This window comes from uncultured Metabacillus sp., assembly GCF_947503125.1.
GTDB lineage: Bacteria > Bacillota > Bacilli > Bacillales > Bacillaceae > Metabacillus.
This window is the reverse complement of record NZ_CANNCR010000194.1, coordinates 1-460: the sequence shown is the minus strand read 5'-3', so window position 1 is coordinate 460 and position 460 is coordinate 1. Positions and strand designations below refer to the sequence as shown.

Below are 460 nucleotides of genomic sequence, written 5' to 3'. Positions count from 1 at the left end.
ATAAACATTAAATCATCAATGATTACTAAATCTGCTTCTCTAATTCTTTTCATTCTTGCTTTAGATTTACGTGTGATTTCCTCTGTTTTCAAGACATGAATAAGGTCTCCCATAGATGTAAATACTGCTTTATAGCCTTGATTAATCGCTTCAATACCTAATCCGACCGCAAGGTGCGTTTTACCAACACCTGGCGGTCCAAGTAAAATTAAATTATAAAGCTGTTCAACCCACGTTAAATCTTTCAATCTATTTAATTGCTTATTACTAAGTGATTTTTGCTCTTTCAGGTTAAATTCATCAAGTGTTTTATGAAACGGAAACGTTGCCCACTTAAAACGCTTTTCAAGCTGCTTTTGTTCTCTACGAGTCTGCTCATATGTTGATACATTTAATAAAAATTGTGTGAAAGAAAGATCTTTCTGTTCAGCATCCCTTATCAACGTTGGAAGGTTATTAG

Annotated in this window: 1 protein-coding gene; it reads right to left on the bottom strand. The window is 33.7% G+C overall.

Annotation, left to right across the window (positions count from 1 at the left end; genetic code table 11):
* Window positions 1-460, bottom strand: a 460-nt coding sequence (locus Q1B07_RS26800) for an ATP-binding protein (RefSeq protein WP_299834333.1), incomplete at both ends; no start/stop codon positions are given.